Source organism: Oceanobacillus manasiensis (genome assembly GCF_000724085.1).
Classification (GTDB): domain Bacteria; phylum Bacillota; class Bacilli; order Bacillales; family Amphibacillaceae; genus Oceanobacillus_B; species Oceanobacillus_B manasiensis.
Genome location: NZ_CCDL010000001.1, coordinates 1,784,119 through 1,803,263, shown reverse-complemented (window position 1 = coordinate 1,803,263; position 19,145 = coordinate 1,784,119). Strand labels below are relative to the sequence as shown.

General features: G+C 37.4%; 15 protein-coding genes and 1 riboswitch. Of the genes, 1 reads left to right on the top strand and 14 read right to left on the bottom strand.

The features are described from left to right. Nucleotide 1: 1 nt before the first annotated feature. From BN985_RS08835 to BN985_RS08775, 13 genes are all read right to left on the bottom strand, one after another. Nucleotides 2-1,534 (bottom strand): sodium-dependent transporter, encoded by a 1,533-nt coding sequence (locus tag BN985_RS08835; RefSeq protein WP_042222678.1) that lies wholly within the window; start codon nucleotides 1,532-1,534, stop codon nucleotides 2-4. A 444-nt stretch (nucleotides 1,535-1,978) separates the two neighbouring features. Then, on the bottom strand, nucleotides 1,979-3,538 hold the full coding sequence (locus tag BN985_RS08830; RefSeq protein ID WP_042222676.1) for a Na+/H+ antiporter NhaC family protein: 1,560 nt from the start codon (nucleotides 3,536-3,538) through the stop codon (nucleotides 1,979-1,981). A gap of 163 nt (nucleotides 3,539-3,701) precedes the next feature. After that, nucleotides 3,702-3,877, bottom strand: a riboswitch (Lysine riboswitch). A gap of 51 nt (nucleotides 3,878-3,928) precedes the next feature. Continuing rightward, nucleotides 3,929-4,720, bottom strand: coding sequence for a sporulation protein YunB (gene yunB, locus BN985_RS08825; protein ID WP_042222674.1), 792 nt, complete (start codon nucleotides 4,718-4,720; stop codon nucleotides 3,929-3,931). Nucleotides 4,721-4,778: 58 nt separating this feature from the next. Continuing rightward, nucleotides 4,779-5,864 carry an HD-GYP domain-containing protein gene (locus tag BN985_RS08820; protein ID WP_042222671.1) on the bottom strand — a complete coding sequence of 362 codons (1,086 nt, stop codon included), beginning with the start codon at nucleotides 5,862-5,864 and terminating at the stop codon, nucleotides 4,779-4,781. 198 nt (nucleotides 5,865-6,062) lie between these two features. Beyond that, nucleotides 6,063-6,365, bottom strand: a complete 303-nt coding sequence (locus BN985_RS08815; protein WP_042222670.1) for a YunC family protein — start codon at nucleotides 6,363-6,365, stop codon at nucleotides 6,063-6,065. Nucleotides 6,366-6,505: 140 nt separating this feature from the next. Next, nucleotides 6,506-7,909: a bifunctional metallophosphatase/5'-nucleotidase gene (locus BN985_RS08810; protein WP_042222668.1), complete on the bottom strand. Its 1,404-nt coding sequence runs from the start codon at nucleotides 7,907-7,909 to the stop codon at nucleotides 6,506-6,508. Between the two features lie 12 nt (nucleotides 7,910-7,921). Continuing rightward, entirely contained in the window at nucleotides 7,922-8,737 is an 816-nt protein-coding gene (locus BN985_RS08805; RefSeq protein WP_042222666.1) for a sulfite exporter TauE/SafE family protein, read from the bottom strand. A 297-nt stretch (nucleotides 8,738-9,034) separates the two neighbouring features. Beyond that, a complete protein-coding gene (locus tag BN985_RS08800) occupies nucleotides 9,035-10,042 on the bottom strand; it encodes a Gfo/Idh/MocA family protein (RefSeq protein WP_042222664.1) in 1,008 nt (335 codons plus the stop codon). Between the two features lie 22 nt (nucleotides 10,043-10,064). After that, nucleotides 10,065-11,147 (bottom strand): Gfo/Idh/MocA family protein, encoded by a 1,083-nt coding sequence (locus tag BN985_RS08795; protein ID WP_042222663.1) that lies wholly within the window; start codon nucleotides 11,145-11,147, stop codon nucleotides 10,065-10,067. Between the two features lie 105 nt (nucleotides 11,148-11,252). Then, nucleotides 11,253-12,185, bottom strand: a complete 933-nt coding sequence (locus BN985_RS08790) for a glycoside hydrolase family 43 protein (protein WP_052360648.1) — start codon at nucleotides 12,183-12,185, stop codon at nucleotides 11,253-11,255. Nucleotides 12,186-12,326: 141 nt separating this feature from the next. Further along, nucleotides 12,327-13,229, bottom strand: a complete 903-nt coding sequence (locus BN985_RS08785) for a carbohydrate ABC transporter permease (protein ID WP_084157486.1) — start codon at nucleotides 13,227-13,229, stop codon at nucleotides 12,327-12,329. Nucleotide 13,230: 1 nt separating this feature from the next. After that, nucleotides 13,231-14,106, bottom strand: coding sequence for a carbohydrate ABC transporter permease (locus BN985_RS08780; protein ID WP_042222661.1), 876 nt, complete (start codon nucleotides 14,104-14,106; stop codon nucleotides 13,231-13,233). A gap of 264 nt (nucleotides 14,107-14,370) precedes the next feature. Further along, nucleotides 14,371-15,651 (bottom strand): extracellular solute-binding protein, encoded by a 1,281-nt coding sequence (locus tag BN985_RS08775; RefSeq protein WP_042222658.1) that lies wholly within the window; start codon nucleotides 15,649-15,651, stop codon nucleotides 14,371-14,373. 649 nt (nucleotides 15,652-16,300) lie between these two features. Here BN985_RS08775 and BN985_RS08770 point away from each other — a divergent pair. Further along, nucleotides 16,301-17,404 (top strand): GntR family transcriptional regulator, encoded by a 1,104-nt coding sequence (locus BN985_RS08770; protein WP_042223065.1) that lies wholly within the window; start codon nucleotides 16,301-16,303, stop codon nucleotides 17,402-17,404. 313 nt (nucleotides 17,405-17,717) lie between these two features. Here BN985_RS08770 and sufB read toward each other — a convergent pair whose 3' ends face one another. Continuing rightward, nucleotides 17,718-19,115, bottom strand: a complete 1,398-nt coding sequence (gene sufB / locus BN985_RS08765; protein ID WP_042222656.1) for a Fe-S cluster assembly protein SufB — start codon at nucleotides 19,113-19,115, stop codon at nucleotides 17,718-17,720. Between the last annotated feature and the right edge of the window lie 30 nt (nucleotides 19,116-19,145).

The window sequence follows — 19,145 nt, the reverse complement described above, 5'->3', positions numbered from 1 at the left end:
ATTATTTAGCCTCCCTAGCATTTTCTTCTTTTTCAGTACGAGTATTGCCCTTCCATTTCGTAAGGGAAAGGATAATCCCAATTACTAGTGCCCCTGCGGCAACTGACCAGCCAGCATAAATGATAAAGGCATCACTATAGTTACCATAGTTTCCGGAGTCTGTTTCAAATTGTCTCAACAAGTTTTGGGTAAGTAATTGATACATTTGGAAACCAAGTACGATTGGTGTAATAACTGTAAGACAAATTGTCCACCATGAACCTAGTCGGATATCGGAAATTTCGTTTGCATGGTCTTTCAGATCTTTTACTTGTCTCAAAATCCATGCGACCAAAATCACTTCTACGAGACCAAGTAAGGCAACACCGAATTGGTTAATGAAGTAATCCGCCGAATCTAGGAAGTTTAAGCCGCCCTGCGTAGAGAAAATAAGTGAAATGACCGCAGCTAAGCCCCCACCAAAGAATACAGCTTTTGCTCTAGAAATCTTAAACTTATCAACGAGTCCAGCAACATACGTCTCTGTAATAGACATTAAAGAAGTCAAGCCGGCCAGTACAAGTGACGCGAAAAACAGGAAACCAAAAAGGCCGTTTAACCCAGGGAATTCATTAATAATTGCCGGGAATACAATGAATGCTAAACCTACTCCGCTCTCTACTACATCACCGACAGCGACACCCGATTGAGCAGCCATAAATCCTAATACAGCGAAAACGCCAATCCCTGCAAGAAGCTCAAAGCTTGAGTTACCAAAGCCCACGATAAACGCGTTGTTTGTTAAGTCTGATTTACGTGGTAAGTAACTGGAATACGTAATCATGATCGCAAAGGCAATGGAAAGACTAAAGAAAATTTGCCCATATGCAGCAACCCAAACATCTGCATCAAGAATTGTACTGAAGTCTGGGGAAAAGAATGCCTCTAGACCTTCTAAAGCTCCTGGAAGGGTGACTGCGCGAATAACAATAATAAGGAAAATAATGACCAATGCAGGAATAAAAATCCTGTTCGCAATTTCAATACCCTTCTTAACACCTTTGAATAAAATTCCCAATACTAGGACCCATACAATGATAAGCGGGATCAGTACTCCTGGTACAATTCCCCCTATTTCTCCTGGATCAGCAAGCTGTAAATAATCATTGAATAAGAAGCTTTGCGTATCTGCTCCCCAATTTTGGTTAAAAGCAAAGACAGAATACGACATAGCCCATGCTACGATAACGGAATAATAAGTAGAAATGACAAATGCTACAATTACTGCCCACCAGCCAATAAACTCCGACTTTTTATTCATTCGTTTGAATGTTAGCGGTGCCGAACCACGATGCTTGTGCCCCATTGTAAATTCCATAATCAAGATCGGTATTCCTGCAGTGAGTAGTGCAAATAAATATGGTATAAAAAATGCTCCACCACCGTTTTCATAGGCAATAGCTGGAAAACGCCAGATGTTCCCAAGACCGATAGCAGAACCGACAGCTGCTAGAATAAAGCCAGCCCGTGTTCCCCAGTTAGAACGTGATTCCATAATAAGACCTCCCCTTTTTTATTCCTTTCTTAAATTAATTGTATGTCCTGCATAAGAAAGGAATGTTTAAAATGTTTGTTTTTTTCAGATATTTATGTTTGTATTATAAAGGTACAAACTACCTATGTCAAAGGAATTTTTATCCTACTTCTGGTTTGTTTCATAAATACATTGCTTTTTCCCCATAAAGTGAAACTTCAATCAGTGGGGTTTTTCGCTCTTCCCCCACTGATTGTTAGTTGAACGAATCGGGGTGTTAGCGTCCGTTTACTCCTACTTAAACATCACGGTTTCACCTCATGTTTTGAAGTGGGAGTCTTACGGACGGTTGCTCCGGGATAAAATGGAAGAAGAACGACCCTTCGAAACATTTTAGAATCGAAAGGTCGTTCAGCTTTATCATACAGATATTAGTCGTTAGGCAAGCTCACTTGCGAATTTCCTTTACTCTTTTTGAGTGGATGTCTTGGATAGGAAATTTAAGAAAATACTAATTAAGATAATGATCAAGAGCGTGATCAACAGGGGTAGCCATACTTGATTCATTAGCCCAACAAGTAAATATCCAACACTAGTAGCAATGGCTACAATGATAGCATATGGTAGCTGTGTTAGAACATGGTCAATATGGTTGCTTCCCGCCCCTGTGGACGAAAGAATGGTTGTATCAGATATTGGTGTACAATGGTCACCGAAGACTGAACCGGCAAGTACTGCAGCTAGTGATGGTAACAACATCGTTGTATCTGTTACTACCGCAACTTCCGCTGCAATTGGTAGCATGATGCCAAAGGTTCCCCATGAAGTCCCTGTAGCCAATGCCATAAATCCTGAGATCAAGAAGAATAATAGCGGTAGCATCGACGAACTTATAGAGGCATCGTTTACTAATTCAGCTAAGTACTGACCAGTTCCCAATGTTCCAATTATGGAACCGATCATCCAAGCTAAAACAAGAATATAGATAGCTGGAAGCATTGTTTTCAAACCTTCCAAGGTTACTTTCCCTAAACTTGCTTTTGGTTTAGTTTGCTGAAGATGGAACAAAAGAGCAGTCAGCACAGCAGCAACGCCACCAACAAATAAAGATAAATTAACATTTGTATTAGAGAAGATGGTTAGAATGGTCACATTGGAACCAGAAGCATCTGCCCCTGTATAGATCATTGCTAAAACGGTTGCGAGAATTAATACAACGATAGGAACTAACAGATGATAAATTTTCCCGTTATTATGTGCTGTAATTTTGTTTCCTAGATCCCCTGGTACATTTTTTTGTTCAGGGTCAACTAGCTCCCCTGTTTCCATGGCACGTTTTTCATGTGTGCGCATCGGTCCAATATCCAGCTTGAAATACGCAACAATGAACACGAGCAATACAGCACCCAAAGCGTACAGATTTAATGGAATCATCTGTATAAAAGCCTCTAATGGGCGAATATCTGTAATTTCATTCGCGGCTAGCAATCCACCAATTATTCCAATGATGTACGCACCCCAGCTTGATATCGGCGAAATAACGGTTATAGGGGCAGAAGTGGAATCAATTAAATAAGCAAGCTTCGCCCTAGAAACCTTGTGCCTGTCTGTAAGTGGCCGTGCTATCTGTCCTACTGCAAGACTGTTAAAATAATCATCAATAAAAATAATTAGTCCAAGTACACCTGTCATGGCTTGTGATCCAGTACGGGTTTTCACCCGGTGAATCATCCACTGTCCAAAAGCTTTACTTCCTCCAGATGCTTGTAGAAAAGCAGTCATTATACCAAGCAATAAGAGAAAACCTAGTAAGAGTAGATTCCCATAATTTAGTGCGCCATCTGAGATAAATATATTACTAAAACTTGAGCCAATTTCTTTTAAGGAATCGAGTATTGAAAACTGATGAATAAATAAAGCTCCAACTATAATTCCTACTCCTAGTGATACGTAAATGTTTCGTGTTAGCAATACAAGAATAAGCATAAGTATTGCAGGTATAAGTGAAAATATCGTCCCTTCCATGTTGTTACCTCCGTATTTTTTTTGGTTGGTAGTAAGGGGGAATGTATGGATAACGTGTTGTCATATTACCGACAGTAAAATATTACCAATCAATAAAAAGACACAAAAAAGCAATGACAGAAAATAACCTATCATTGCTTCACAATATACGTTATCCTCCATTTCGATCAATAGTGCTCCATGCACCCCAATGCATGACAGTACATCTCTTCTTCAAAGATATACCAGCTATAAATAAGTTTGACACTTACTATGCTTCGGCAACCAATCCTTTCATCAGCCATCACCGTTGTCATCCTCCAGCTAATTACTTATATTGCCTGCTCCTCTACCTCACCGATCTGATAAGATTTACTTATTAAATTTTCCTTATCTAATATTACCAGTGTCTTAGTCGTTATTCAAGTCATTTCGTGGAATGGATATATTTGGTCCGTCTCCGCTGCTTTCTCCACCACCACGGTTATAAAACTCTGGAACGTCACCCATAATAACCCGTGAATCAACATATACTCTTGTACTTATTGTGGTCGTCTCTGTTGTAAAAGGGACAACTATTTGGACATTAACCGTAACAGGTATAAAAATTTGGATTAGGGCACCATTTAATCCGATCTCCCTCGTTTCATACGTTACATCTGATTGAATACTGCCGACAATTTCAAAATGTACAGGTATTTTTGGGCCGAGGTTAGATAGAATGGTAACACCAGTTGCCTGGCCAATCGGGATTTCGACTACGGTTGGATCCTGATTCGCTAACTCCCCTGGTGTATCTCCATACTCAATCGGATCAAGCTCTGGGTCATCTGTATCCAGTGTTTCCCCTTTGTTCATTCCATATAAAAAATACTCTGCCTTGTTTGTTGCTATACGAAGCGCCCGATTTACTGCAGTAGAATTCCAGCCCATTATCGCGACATTCCCATTATTATCCATTTGGACATCCATTAAATCGTCAAAGCTGATATTTTCAGTAGATTTTACTGCTGCATTAATCGTTCTCGTTGCGAACTCTTCGGTTTTTGGGATTGCAATTCTCATTAGAACAGGCGTAATTCCTTTGTCAACGATTAAAATACTAAAAATCACCATTATAGCAAAGAAAATAGTTGTAAAAAGGAAAATTGTTTTTGCTGGAGGTGTTGCTCTACTTTTACCAAAGCGTTTTCTAAATTTCACGTAAAAAACCCCCTTGTTACAAACGTATGCTTGTATCAAGGGAGCTAGAATCGTAATTTTATTCGACCAAAACTTCTTTTATTGTTACATTAACTGTATGTTCTAAATCAACTTCATAAGGCTCATCAACTGTCGTTTCATTTTCTTCTAGAATACGTACAACCGGGCGATCACAGAGATTGCTATTTTGTCTAATGACAACACCAATGCGACCATCACTTAATTCAATTGTCAATCCATTCGGATAAGCAACAACACTTCGCTTGAATGCTTCGATCATTTCTTTGTCGAATAAATTTACAGCTCCAGCATAGAGAATTTCAAGTCCCTCGTGCGGCAACATGGCATCTCGATAAACCCGTGAGCTCGTAACCGCGTCAAATACATCAGCAATCCCTATTACCTTTGCATAGGGGTGAATCTCACTTTCTTGTATGCCTCGTGGATACCCAGACCCATCAAGCCGTTCATGATGTTGAAAAGCACAATGTGAGATAACCGTAGGTATATACGGATGTTTACGCAGGTAGTCAAAACCTACCTGGGTATGGCCTTTAATAATTTCAAATTCTTCGTCCGTAAGCTTATCAGGTTTTTGAAGTATATTAGGGTCAATGAACATTTTCCCTATATCATGGAGCATTGCTCCTACGCCAATTTCGGCAAGCTGCTTCTTTGAAAAATTTAATTCAACACCTATAGCAAGTGAATAAATCGTCACATTTAAAGAATGTTGAAAAACATAGTTATCGGAGACAAAAATATCCGCCAATAAAGATAAAGACTTTTCATTTTGTTGAATCTCGCCAAGAATTTTTTCTACTACATTTTTTAGGCCTGTTGACCTTTCTTCAATAATATAAGAACGTTTACTTAATCCCACTTCCTGTAGCTCAGTAAACGTATCTTTAATCATATTCGTTGCTTCGATACGAAGTTTGTCAGGAATAGTTTGATCCACTTTTATATCTGACGTGGTACCATCCTCAATGTATATGTATGTAATGCCATTATTTAAAAGCCGTCTTAATAGCTTTTCTGTAAGCTTCATGCCCTTTTTTATTAAGACTGCGCCATTTTCATTGTAAATGGTTTGGGCAAGTATCGTACCTGCATGTATTTTCTTTGTGCTGGCAATTCTCATATTTTTCTCCTAACCCCTATCAACAAAGGAAATGACAATAATGTAAGCTCTAACAATTTTCGGCCTTATTCGACATAAGTCCCACTAAAATAGTACCAAAAACAAGACTAAAATGCTACGAATTTTAGAAAAATATATCCTCTTACGACCTGAGCTTCAAGGATTGAAAAATGCCTTCCTATAGAGGAAGACATTAAATCAAGATATTTTTAAGAGGGCTTCTTTACCGATCATGCCTTCTTCCCATCCGTAGGACCTCGAAGCATCTGTTATTTTTTCAAGTGGTGCATGTAGTAAGTCGTCAATGGTACGTACGCCAACTGCTCTTCCAGCAATTACGTTACGATCTTTTAGTTTTTCATTTAATACATTCACATCAAGTGCAGCACACATAATATAACCGACCTCATTAGAAATCATGAGTAAATTTGTTTTGGGAAGTTCAACACGGATTGCCGTAAAGTGCATGCCTTCCACTTCAAGAGGATTAATTGTAATCATTTATGCAAAGCCTCCTTCATTTGGTCCCTACATTTGTATGCACAATAAAGAGGCTTTGACACAATCCATAAACAAAACCCACCCATGAGCCTCTCGCTATGAGGCTATATATCTCCACTTCAGAGCTATCACTTCACTCCTTAAGACTTCAAGAATCTATTTTTTAATGTGACTGCAAGATGATCACGTATAAACTCTGGAAGAAAATAATCCTTAACCTCAGATTTGGCAACCTCAGGAAGTAAGCGGCCAAACGTAAAAGTATCCGCTGTGGCTACTCTATAGGTGACATCACTGTCCAATGCCTCCCCTCCAGGAAAATATACTTCCTTAACAAACTCTTCACCATTCTCATGGAATGCTGTGTGAACATGTAAACCGGAAAAGACCATTCTACCTAGTACTTCCCCTCTAAAGCCAAATCCTTTCAATTTAAGCTCGGTAAAGTCCTTTTTGAAGCATGCTCTCACCACTTCTAATAACTCTTTACCTGTCATCTCCACAACACAGGCGTTTATAGGGTGTGGACATACTCGATGGATGTCTCCATAACTAATATCCCCAGCAGGTAGCTGATCTAGAAGCAGACCGGAATTTAACATTGCAATATTCGCCTTTGTCCAATCTTTTACTGTATTTGTTAATTCTTGCATAATCGTAGTATGCTTGAACCATTGAACATTAATGGGCTCCTGTAAATGGACAACTGTTTCTCCAAGAATCCGTGCGGCCTCTTCTTCAAGCAGGCGTAGTTTTTGTTCTGTTTGTAAATCCTTGGCTTGATTCGTAATATCTGTTGCATATGCTTCTTTAGAAACTAATTGTCCTGCTTCGTGATCCCAGGTTATGATAACTTCCCCTATAAAATTGCAATGCTTTCCAGCTGCAGTAATAACGGTATTATTAATTTTCTCACCTGTTCGCAAAAGATGATGTGTATGACCGCCAATGATGACATCAATTTCCTCGAATCTGCGTGCAATCTCTTGATCCTCACTTAAACCTAAATGGGATAGCAATACAATAACATCTGCTGAGTCTTTTAGCTCTTTGATACTAGTTGCTAGCATGTCAAAATGGGATGAAACATGCCAATCTAATAATTCATAGAAATCATTAAACGGTGCAGTTAATCCAATAAATCCGACGTTAACACCATTTACCGACTGAACCATAGTAGTAGATTTAAGCCATTCTGGATTTTGTCCTTTCGTACTGTGTAAATTGGCACAGACCACATCAAATTTCGCTTCGTCATATAGGTGGTGTAGTTCATCATGTGAGAGTGTGATTCCCTCGTTGTTTCCCATTGTGATTATGTCATACCCTGCTTCATTTAACAGCTCGACATTCGCTTTTCCCATAAAAGCCTCTGAGACTGGGTGCACACGATCTATGTGATCACCGATGTCTACAACCCAAGTAGTATTTCCTTCCGTCATAGTGCTTGTTTTTGCTTCTTTTAAATAAGAAACAACTCTTGGCCATTGTTGAAAATTACTATGTAAATCATTCGTATAATATAAATGAATTCGTTCCCGCATTAATCATTCTCCTTACATAAGCCCTTGATAGATCATTCGAATACCAATCATAATGAGCACAATACGTAAAATTCCTTCCAGCATTTTGCCTGTCAGCAGCTGGTTCACTTTAGCTCCGAGCTTACCTCCAATCCAAGCACCTGGTATGAAGTAAAAAGCATACTCCCAGACCATATGTCCTAGGGTAATATGAGAACTCGTTCCGATAACACTTACAAAGAAAATCATGAACATAGATGTCGCAATTGCAATATGTGCAGGCATGCCGAATAGCAAAATCATTACAGGGACCATAATAGCACCACCGCCAATACCGAATAAACCGGATAATATACCAACGGTTAGCGACACAAAAAACGCGGTCCAGAATGGGACATGATAAATAAATATTTCTCCTTGTGATTCAAAGTGCCTTGCTGGTTTTCCTTGCAATGGTTTTTTCTGTTTGGAATTCTTATTTAGGAAAAAAAGCATTGAAACCACGATAATGATAAAACCAAAATATAGTTGGAAGCTCTCCGTATTTATATATTGATTTAGCCACGACCCTATCATTCCTCCGGGAACACTACCTAATAAAAACAATAGCCCTGTTCGATAATCCACCCTGCCGTTTTTTAAGTAAGCGATGGTAGAGGAAAGTGCTGTAAAAACCATTACGATTAAAGAAATACCGACAACTGACTGTGGTGTCACCCATGCAAAAGAACTGGAGACTTGGGCTGCGAACAATAAGCTTGGTATAAGCACTACGCCTCCCCCTAAGCCCATTAACGCACCAATAAATGCCGATAAAAGCCCGATAAAGATACAAATTAAAAAAACCATATTATTATTCACTTCTATCTCTATTATTATCTTTTTATACTAGCATGAATGAAAGGAATTTCCCAATAAGGAATCCTGTCGTATGGATGGTGATTATTACATGGGGTAAATGAGGTTTTAAAATTATCTAGGAGCGGCAGCATCAGTATATTAATCGGAAAAAAGCTCTCCTATATAATAGAAGAGCTTTAAATAAATTTACTGGAAGAAAATGTTACCAACTACTGATCAATTTAATCTTTTAAGGAAATCTGGATAGCAATTTAGTACTTTATGGTCCGCCAATAAGTTTGGAAATCAACTTAAACCTTTCTCTATATCAATTCGACGCCCTTCCTTATTTGACTTTGATGCTGCTTCATTTATTAGTGTTAGATTCATTATATCTTCTTTCGTGATGGTTGGTGTTTCACCTGACTTTATCTGACGAATCCACTGGACCATTGGCATTGGCGGAGCCGTTAATGCTTCTGACATCTCTGTTTGTTTATTATTATTCACATGAATACTATTGACAGTAATTTGGTCATCGCTAATACGTAACGTCCCTTCTGTTCCATATACCTCTAATTGAAATGGACTTCCATGTGATACAAAACTTGTTTCGATAACCCCAAGTGCACCTGAATCATAATCTATTAAAAGTGCAGCATTATCATCTACATTAAAACCCTCCGACGTTTGTAGACGTGCATATACACCTTTAACCTTTCCAGCTAAACGGTTCGTTAAGTAAATTGGATGGGCACCAAGATCAATCATCGCCCCGCCACCAGCCTGTTCCAAGTTAAAGAAACGTTCGGGTAACCAACCATATTCCTGGCCCTCAGGTGCCACAGCTCCGTTATGGGCAAAACGACAACGCACCATCGTAACTTTTCCAACCCAACCATCTTTGATAGACTTTTCAGCATATAAAAAATTGTTGTCAGTTAATCTCGGCAAGGAAACCATCAATTCTACACCGGCATTATGAACTGCCTGATAAATCTCTTCACAGTCTTTCACTGTAAACGCTAACACCTTTTCCGTAAAAATATGCTTTTTGTGCTTAGCTGCAGCAATAATAATCTCTTTATGTTTATTTGTTGGTGTATTCACAATAACTGCATCAATATTAGAATTAGATAATACCTTGTTTAAATCTTGCTCAAATGGAACACCCAGCTCTTCAGCCCATTTTTCACCACGATCACTTTCTTCATCCCATACTAGCTGAATCGATATATCCTCATTTTCCTGAATATCTCTAGCATAATCGTCGGCATGTACATGCCATCTGCTTAATAATGCTACTTTAATCATTTATAACAACTCCCTTGTTTAGTTAGTTAAAGTAAACAGCCTTCCCTGTTTTCGCTGATTCATAGATTGCTTCTAGAATTTGTGTCACCACAAAGGCCTCTTCCGGTTTTACAATTGGGTCTGTATCGTCAATAATACTATTAATCCATAAGTAGGCTTCAAGATCTGCATCACTTTCGGATTTCCCCTCGTAAAATGCTACACCACCGGCACCCAATTCAATGTTGTTTGTGTACAATTTGCTATGTTTTTCTCCATTAATACGCAAACCATCTTTCATGTCCGCCCCACCTTCAGTTCCGCAAAGCGAACACTTTGCTTCATCTACATCTAGTGTATTCAAAGCCCAACTTGATTCCAGGGTAATGGTTGCTCCATTTTCCATTGTAATAAAACCGAAAGCAGAATCTTCTACATTGAATTTTTCTGGTTCCCAAGGTCCCCAAGCATTCGCAGAATTCTCCTTTTTACCTAATTTATAATAAACATTTCCCATTACAGATTTAGGCTTATAATTATTCATCATCCATAAGGTTAGATCTAGTGCGTGTGTGCCAATATCAATTAACGGGCCTCCACCCTGTTTTTCTTTATCTAAAAACACACCCCAAGTTGGTACTGCACGTCGACGGATTGCATGTGCTTTAGCGAAATAAACTTCACCCAAATCACCTTGACTGGATAATTTATGTAAATATTGACTATCAGGTCTAAAGCGATTATTATAACCAATAGTTAACTTCCTGCCTGTGCGTTTTGCGGCTTCAACCATTTTTTGGGCTTCAGCTGAAGTTTTTGCCATCGGCTTTTCACACATAACATGCTTCCCGGCTTCTAGAGCCGCAATTGAGATCTCCGCATGAGAGTTATTTGGTGTTAATACATGTATAACATCAATGGATGTATCTTCCAACAGATCGAGGTATTTTGCATAAACTTTTGCATCTGCTATTCCGTATTGCGCTGCCAATTTTTCCGCTTTTTCTACCACTATGTCACAAAACGCCACTATTCGTACTTGTTCTAGTTTGCTTAAGCTAGGAAGGTGCTTTCCCTGTGCAATCCCGCCACACCCGATAATCCCTATCTTTAATTGGTTCTTCATATTAGTTTCTCCCCCATTTTCTATCGCATTATTCTAATTTACAACATCTTTCATTTAATAGCTCAGTTATAAATAAAATGGTTTAGAATGATACAATAATTGAATTTATTTGTCTGCTCCTAATACACATTCAGATACTCCTTCAAATGTCATTTCTATCGGTTGGATCTCCTCTTCTTTATTAAAGTAAAGTCGATCAATGCATACTTCTCTATGGTTAGCATTCGTTTCTGACAAGGGCCTTCTATGATATATAATGTACCATTCATCCTTACCAGGTATTTGTATCACCCCATGGTGGCCTGCTCCGGTTGCAACTTTTGGATCTTTCTCTAGAATCTTTCCAACCCGATTAAATGGTCCAAGAGGAGACTCTGAAATTCCATATGCAACTGAATAATCAGGACCGCCCCATCCTCCTTCCGACCACATAAAATAATATTTATTTTTCCTCTTTATCATACAAGGCCCCTCGACGAAAAAGTTTGGGGTAATATCTTTGTATACTGATCCATCATCAAAAGTACCAAGACTAATCATATCTGTGTTTAATTTAACAACATTACATTGCCCCCATCCCCCGTAATATAAATATGCATTATTATCATTATCTATAAAAACATGTGGGTCAATGGGCTGTGCTCCGTGGTGTATTTTGTCAATTAAGGGTTTGCCAAGTGCATCCTTAAATGGCCCATGCGGTTGGTCAGAAACCGCTATACCAATTCCCCCTAATTCATTATTACTTTGAATATCATTAGCAGCAAAAAAATAGTAATACTTTCCATTTCTTTCTATAGGCGACGGTGCCCACATTGCTTTATCCGCCCATGATATATCCTTAATATCTAATATTCTTTCTGCCTTTTCCCATTCAACTAAATTGTCAGAGTAAAAAGCATCAAAGAATGTTTGCTCTTTGTATGGCGCTGAGTACGTAGGATAGATCCAAAAGCGATTGTTAAAAATTCGTGCCTCAGGGTCAGCGTACCACCCAGGAATAACCGGATTTCCCGATGTTGGTTTATTATTAGTCATTTGTTTGTTCCCTCCATTAATTGGGGTTTTTTTACCCTATTTATATTCACTTTGAAAAAGTGGTAATAGTGATATTACTGGTTTATCTATAATTTTTTTCATCACATTGGTTGTAGACTCGAAGTCTTGTAATTGCTTTTGCTAGCCTTTTATACCTGTGAAACTAATTCCTTTAACAATCTGCTTTTCAAATAGTAAAAAAGCGATTAATAAAGGTATGGAAGCTATAGCATTGGCAGTCATTGGTAGCACGTATGTTTGTGTATAGGCTGAATTGAATACAGGGAGTCCAACTGGTAAAGTGTATAATTCTTCAGACAAAATTGATATAAACGGCCACAGAAAATTATTCCAAGACCCAATAAATGTAAAGATACCTATAGCAGCCAAAGCTGGCTTGGATAAAGGCAAAACAATTTTATAATATATTTTAAAGTGTGAACATCCGTCCATTATCGCACTTTCAACTACCTCTTTTGGTACTCCATCAAAAAAGCTTTTTAATATGATTATCCCAAGTGGTGAAGCAATCATTGGCAGTATAAGTCCGGAATAACTATCTAATAGATTCAAGCTCTTCGCAACCTCATAGAGTGGGATAATTGTTGCTTCACCCGGAATCATTAAACCTAACAAGAAAAAGATGAAAATGAAATATTTAAAGCGAAATTTCATTTGAGAAAGCGCATAAGCAGCCAAGGAAGTGAGTAGTAACGTTAATATCGTGGTAACAACTGCGACAATAAGACTATTTAATAACCAGCGTAAAATAAGGCTATCAAAAAGCAAATTAATGTAGTTACCAAATGTATAGGGAGGTAAAAACCAGCTCAAAGGATCAGTTGTTGCAAAACCATCGGGTTTTATAGAAACAAATAACATCCAGATGATTGGAAAGACAAACAGAATTGCGACTATTAAACCAATTGTTATCTTAACACCCATCTTTGGGGCGCGATTTTTCTGTAAAAAATTAGACTTTTCCTTTTTAAATCTTGGATTCGATTTACCTCTTCTATTTGAAACTAGATTATGCTTATCCATATTAGCCCTCCTCCTGTTTTTGGTTTTTCAATTGGACAATAGAGAGAATTAATAGAATAAAGAAAAGGGCGTAAGACATTGCAGCTGCATACCCAAGGTTATTTTGCGTAAAGCCAACTTCATAAATATACTGGATTAGTGGTCTTGTTGCACCGCCGGGACCTCCATCAGTGATCAATAGAATTTGGGCAAACACTTTATAAGATGCTAGGATTTGAAGCAATATTATAACCCTACCAATAGGAACTAATTGTGGCAGTGTGATATATTTAAACATCTGCCATCCTGTCGCGCCGTCTATTTCACTTGCTTCGTATAATGATTCAGGTATATCTTGTAACCCGGCAAGGAAAAGGATCATATTAAACCCAACTGTCCACCATAGAGTAACCATTACTATAGTTACCCATGAAAGCACTTTATCATCCATCCAGAACGGCTCCATATTAATGCCTATAGATTGGATGAAATTATTTACAAAGCCGTTGTATGGTTGCAACATGAAAATAACTAGAAATGAAATAACCGAAACAGATAGAATACTCGGAATAAAGAATGAACTTCTAAAAATCGTTTTAAACCTCGTGTTCAAGTTTGCTAATAGAGCTAATCCTAGAGAGAGCAGAACCATTGTTGGAGTAGTTAGAATGACAAATAATGTAGTATTCCATAGGGTTCGCCAAAAATGGGGATCTCCAAACATTTTTTGATAATTTTCAAGTCCAACGAACTCTAGTTTCTTAACTAAGTTCCAGTCATATAGACTCATTTCCAAACCCTTGATTACAGGGAAAATAGTGAATATTATATACACGACAAAAAAGGGTAAAATAAAAAGAAACGCTTTCATGTCTTGCATCAGTAACCTTCTTTTCATAAAGATTGTCCCCCTAATTTCTTTACTACGTTTAGTTCGCATTCATATATTACATTGTTCAAGAATGTCTATGTTCATTAGGCTTTATATAATATAAATATCATGTGTTGTTGCTTTTTTTACATCAAGCAATTCACTACTGATGTAGAGGAAATTATCATCAGCAATACAGCATTTTTTTCTTTAGTTTAGTTGTCCACCGACAATATTGATATAGTAATAGCATGGTATATTGACCGGTGGACATTTTACTAGCTTTAGTGGCTAGTCATTTATTAATTCCTTGACTTCCGTTTCTAAATCTGAAAATGCTTTTTCAGCTGTAGCTTCACCTGACCATAACTTATCAAGGTTGCGAGCAACGATATCTTCTAAACCTCGTGCATAAGTTGTGCGATCTATAAAGTTTACATAATCAGCCACTTCAGCATATTCTGTTCTGTTAGGCATGTTTTTAAATTCTTCTGATTCGACAACTGTTGTTTTAGCGGGTATATGACCAGCTTCCGCCCAGTCCACCCCGTTATCTGTAATGAAATCCATAAACTGAACGGCAGCCTTCTGTACTTCTTCATCCGCATTTTGAGAAGTTGGCAACACTAGTGTGTGTGAACTTCCCCATGTTCCATTCTGCTCGAATACATTTGGAATTGGTAGCGGTGAAAAGTCTAGATTCTCACTTTTTTCAAATAAACCAGTATCCCACACTCCTGTACTTACAATAGCAGCGTTTCCGGATTCAAAATCAGATGTAGGGCTAGCCAAATTTAGTGGAATCAATTCATTATCATAAAAACTTTTTACATAATTTGCTGCCTCAATTGCCTTTTCTAAATCTAGAACGTATTCGGGATTATCAGGGTCCTCTGAGACCATACTTTCCCCGCCTAATTGACTGTAGTAGCTCCACCATAACCAGTAAAGCCCTCCCCCCTTGCTCCCAAAAGCAAATGGTATTTTTCCATCTGGTAATTCTTCTTTAAGTTTTGTTAAAAATTCAATGAACCCCTCTGGTGTGTTCTCCATTTTAATTGAGCCATCATCATTTAGTAAGTTCACTTCACGTAATAGTTCATTATTCTGAAACATAATTAATGCGTGAGTATCCATTGGCGTAGCGTAATGATTACCATCAAAAACAGTTGCATCCAGTATGTTTTGGTTGAATTCATCCCAGTCTAGTTCTTCTTCGGCAGCAAATTCATCCAATTCTATTATAAGATCTCCACTTATTAATTCAGACAAAACATGGGTATGAGCTACTGCAATATCAGGACCTTCTCCAGCACTAAGACTTGTAATTAATTTTGTATAATATTCATCATTTTGTTGAAAAATACTGTTAACAAAGACATCTGATTGGCTACCATTAAACTTTTCGACTAATCCATTAAAAAATTCCCCATCTCCTCCACTAAATGGATTCCATAATACAACTTCCGTTGCACCTTCAGGGACTTCACTACTACTCGAGTTTTCAGAGCACGCTCCTAACAAAATAGCAGTAAATATCAATCCTACAAGCAAAATAATTACTTTCTTCATAATAAATTTCCCCCTTATAAAATTGAATCAAAAAAATTAACTTTTAGAAAATTTTTGTTCTCCCTTCGGTATTTGTAATTAACTTACACCTCCCCCTTTCATAGAAACATATAATAAAACCTGAATTTGATTATTATTGTTAACGATGTATATAAGATAATCGATAAATTAATTAATTTAATTTATATAATGGTTAAATTAAATTCAGGTATGCAAAATTTTTTAAGGTGTTTTGTAGATTCTACGCTAATATGAAAGCGGTAACAATTACTTATTAGCTTAATCTACACACATTAATATGTCAATATATTTTTTGTTAATTTTGATTATTTGATATAATGTTATAAACTAACGTTATATGGTTTGCGCTTTTCAAAGGTTTTGCATATATCTCTAGTAACATCCTATGCCTAGAGAGTTTATAAAAGGTTGATTTAAAAAGGAGGTAATATGACTTACTTTACTAGTAAGATTTAAACCATTTTGTATTTAAATGGTATAAATGATATAATTATGCAGCATATATTGTTCTTATCATTTTTTGGTATCGCCTAAATGAGGATTGAGATTTCATTATTGTAAAAGGAATATATAAAGATTTTCAGCATTGATGTGCTAAATTATAAGTAAGAGGTGATTTTGTGTGGGTATGCCATTATATAAAAAAATCTATCAATCACTAAAGGAGGATATACTAAATAATGTCTACAAGGACGGAGATTTAATCCCGTCTGAGAAGGAATTAGCTGAGCTATTTAAAGTAAGTCGAATTACTATCAAGCATTCTCTCGAAATGCTCGCCAACGATCGCTTAATTACTCGTCATAGAGGAAGAGGATCTTTTGTCAGTCGATCAATTGGTGACCAAGCGTCAAGCATTCAAACTTCCGAACCATCACAAAAAAAAGTTCTTATTGCCGTTATTATGCCGCAATTCGATTCTAGCTTTGGAATAGATTTAATTAAAGGCATTGAGCAAGCATGTGACCAAAAAACTTTTCTTCTTATCCACAAAACCCAGGGTTATCCCGAAAATGAAGAGATCGCTATTCAGCAGCTCATACAAATAGGTGTGCAAGGCTTCATTATTGTTCCCTCACGAGCCAAGAATTTTTCCAATGCCTTATTAAAACTAGTTATTGATAAATTTCCATTTGTCCTTGTAGATCGGAAATTAAAAGGAATTGATACATATTCCGTCACCACAAACAACGTCGTTGCAGCTAAAGAGGCAACTGAATTATTATTCAACAAAGGATATCATAATATCGGGTTGTTATTCCCCCCGCCCTTGAACTCTACAGCGATTGAAGAAAGAGTAGAAGGGTTTGTTCAGGCTCATGCAGAGAAAGGAATTTCTATTGACAGAGAACTGTGGATCAATAATATTATAAGTACATTGCCTGGAAAATCTTCTGAAGAAAATATTAATAATGATATTTGTAAAATAAAGGATATAATTAAAAATAGGCCTGACATGAAAGCCCTTTTTGCAGTAGAATACAATATTGCTTTGAATGCTGAGAGAGCAATTTTAGATTTAGGATTAAAAATACCAGAGGATATAGCCATAGTCTGTTTTGATCACCCTAAAACTCATCTAGACAGCATTAGATTTACCTATGTGGAACAACCACAAATCGAGATGGGAAAAAAAGCAGTGTCTACATTACTAAGCCTAATAAAAAGGGAAAATGTTAGCGATAATAATATTTCCCTGGATGCTAAACTAATTATTGGGCCCTCTACTTAAAGTTAAATGGCTATACAGCAAGAGTTAGAAACGACTGCTTACGTACGATGTATACTACTTTTTTTAAACAATATAGCTAGGATACTCACAACCGAGATGCTTAATTTCAGGAAAAATATTATTGGTTATATGAATTTGGGTTATCTCATTAGTCACTCTTCAAAACCATTTTGTCGGAACTATTGATATTACAATAAGGTCACTTTTCAAGTAGGTAAGCAGTTAATAATGTTTTGTTAAGGTATAAATTGACTATAAAGGTTGCTCAAGCACCAAAAAACCCTTGTCACATTGTTGTGACAAGGGTTTTTAATTATCCTATTGAACCTTCCATTTCAAACTTGATCAGACGGTTCATTTCTACTGCGTATTCCATTGGTAGTTCTTTAGTGAATGGCTCGATGAAGCCCATTACGATCATTTCTGTTGCTTCTTCCTCTGTTAAGCCTCTGCTCATAAGATAGAACAGTTGCTCTTCAGAAACTTTAGAAACCTTCGCTTCATGCTCCAATGAAATGTTATCATTGTAAATTTCATTGTAAGGAATGGTATCTGAAGTGGATTCATTATCCATAATTAACGTATCACACTCGATATTGGAGCGGGCACCAGAAGCCTTACGACCAAAGTGTACAATACCACGGTATGACACTTTACCACCATGTTTCGAAATAGATTTCGAAACAATAGATGAAGATGTGTTTGGTGCGAGGTGATGCATTTTCGCCCCAGCATCTTGATGCTGTCCTTTACCAGCAAGCGCGATGGACAATGTCATTCCTCTTGCCCCTTCACCTGTTAAAAGAACTGCTGGATATTTCATTGTCAGCTTAGAACCAATGTTTCCATCAATCCATTCCATTGTAGCATTAGCACCACAAGTGGCACGTTTTGTTACAAGGTTATAAACGTTGTTTGCCCAGTTTTGGATCGTTGTATAACGGCAATAAGCGTCTTTTTTAACAAAGATTTCAACTACCGCACTGTGCAAGGAATTCGTTGTATATACCGGTGCTGTACAACCTTCTACATAATGTACAGACGCACCTTCATCCACGATAATTAGTGTACGCTCGAATTGACCCATGTTTTCAGAGTTAATTCGGAAATACGCTTGTAATGGAGTAGATGTTTGGACACCTTTTGGTACGTATATGAAAGATCCACCAGACCACACAGCCGAGTTCAATGCAGAAAATTTATTATCCGTTGCTGGGATTACTTTTCCGAAATACTCTTTGAAAAGCTCTTCGTTTTCTTTAAGCGCTGTATCTGTATCTTTAAAGACGATACCCATTTCTTCTAAATCTTCCTTAAGGCTGTGGTATACAACCTCTGATTCGTACTGTGCAGATACTCCAGCAAGATACTTTTGCTCCGCTTCAGGGATACCTAATTTATCAAAAGTTTGTTTGATTTCGTCTGGTACTTCATCCCATGTTCTACCTTGCTTTTCAGATGGCTTTACATAGTAGACGATTTCATCGAAATTAAGTTCAGATAAATCTCCACCCCACTGTGGCATTGGCATTTTGTAAAAATGTTCCAATGCTTTTAAGCGGTAGTCAAGCATCCACTGAGGCTCTTCTTTCATGTTAGAAATCTCTTCAACGATTTCACGAGTTAGTCCTTTACCAGAACGAAAAACCGAAACGTCTTTGTCATGAAAGCCATATTTATACTCTTCCATTTCCGGCATTTCTTTAGCCATTTTAAAACCTCCTATAGATGTCTTTTCCTA